Below are 549 nucleotides of genomic sequence, written 5' to 3'. Positions count from 1 at the left end.
TGGGCTCGGAGATGGGTATAAGAGACAGGGCGGGGAGGAGGGCGGTGCGTCGCGACCGGTGAGGTGGGCACTCACCCCGGCGATGACCAGCAGGCAGGTCAGAACACCGGCGAGCACGAGAGCGCGGCGCCCCGTCGACCAGCCGGTGCGGCGGCCCGGGAGTGGGAGGGATCGCTTCGGCGTCACTGGACCTGCGACCCCAGGGCCGAGAAGAAGGCCACGATGCCGTTCGCCGCACCCAGACCGAGGGCGGCGCCCGCGGCCACGACGGCTCCCTTCTTGCCGTTGGCCTCGGCCTGGTGACCACCGCTGTGGTGACCCCAGGCCCACACCGCCAGGCTGACGGCGAGCGCGCCGACCACGGCGATGATGCCGAACAGGTTGATCGAGCTGACGACGTTCTTCAGGACGGCCAATCCCGGCAGGCCGCCCCCGCTGGGGGTGATCCCCGGGTCGAAGGCGAGGAGGACGTGTTCGGCGAGAGGACTCATGACTGCGGCAGGACTCCTTGCGTACGGGCCGGTGGGTCGGGGCGGGGGAGAAGGAAGG

1 protein-coding gene is annotated in these 549 nt (G+C 71.2%); it reads right to left on the bottom strand.

What is annotated here, in order from left to right:
• Positions 1–182: 182 nt before the first annotated feature.
• A complete protein-coding gene (locus tag FNQ90_RS26205; protein WP_143622958.1) occupies positions 183–491 on the bottom strand; it encodes a DUF6112 family protein in 309 nt (102 codons plus the stop codon).
• Positions 492–549 lie beyond the last annotated feature (58 nt).

The sequence above is a fragment of the Streptomyces alkaliphilus genome, from assembly GCF_014141535.1.
Classification (GTDB): Bacteria; Actinomycetota; Actinomycetes; order Streptomycetales; family Streptomycetaceae; genus Streptomyces; species Streptomyces alkaliphilus.
Note: the sequence above shows the minus strand (reverse complement) of the source record. Positions and strands in the feature narration are given on the sequence as shown.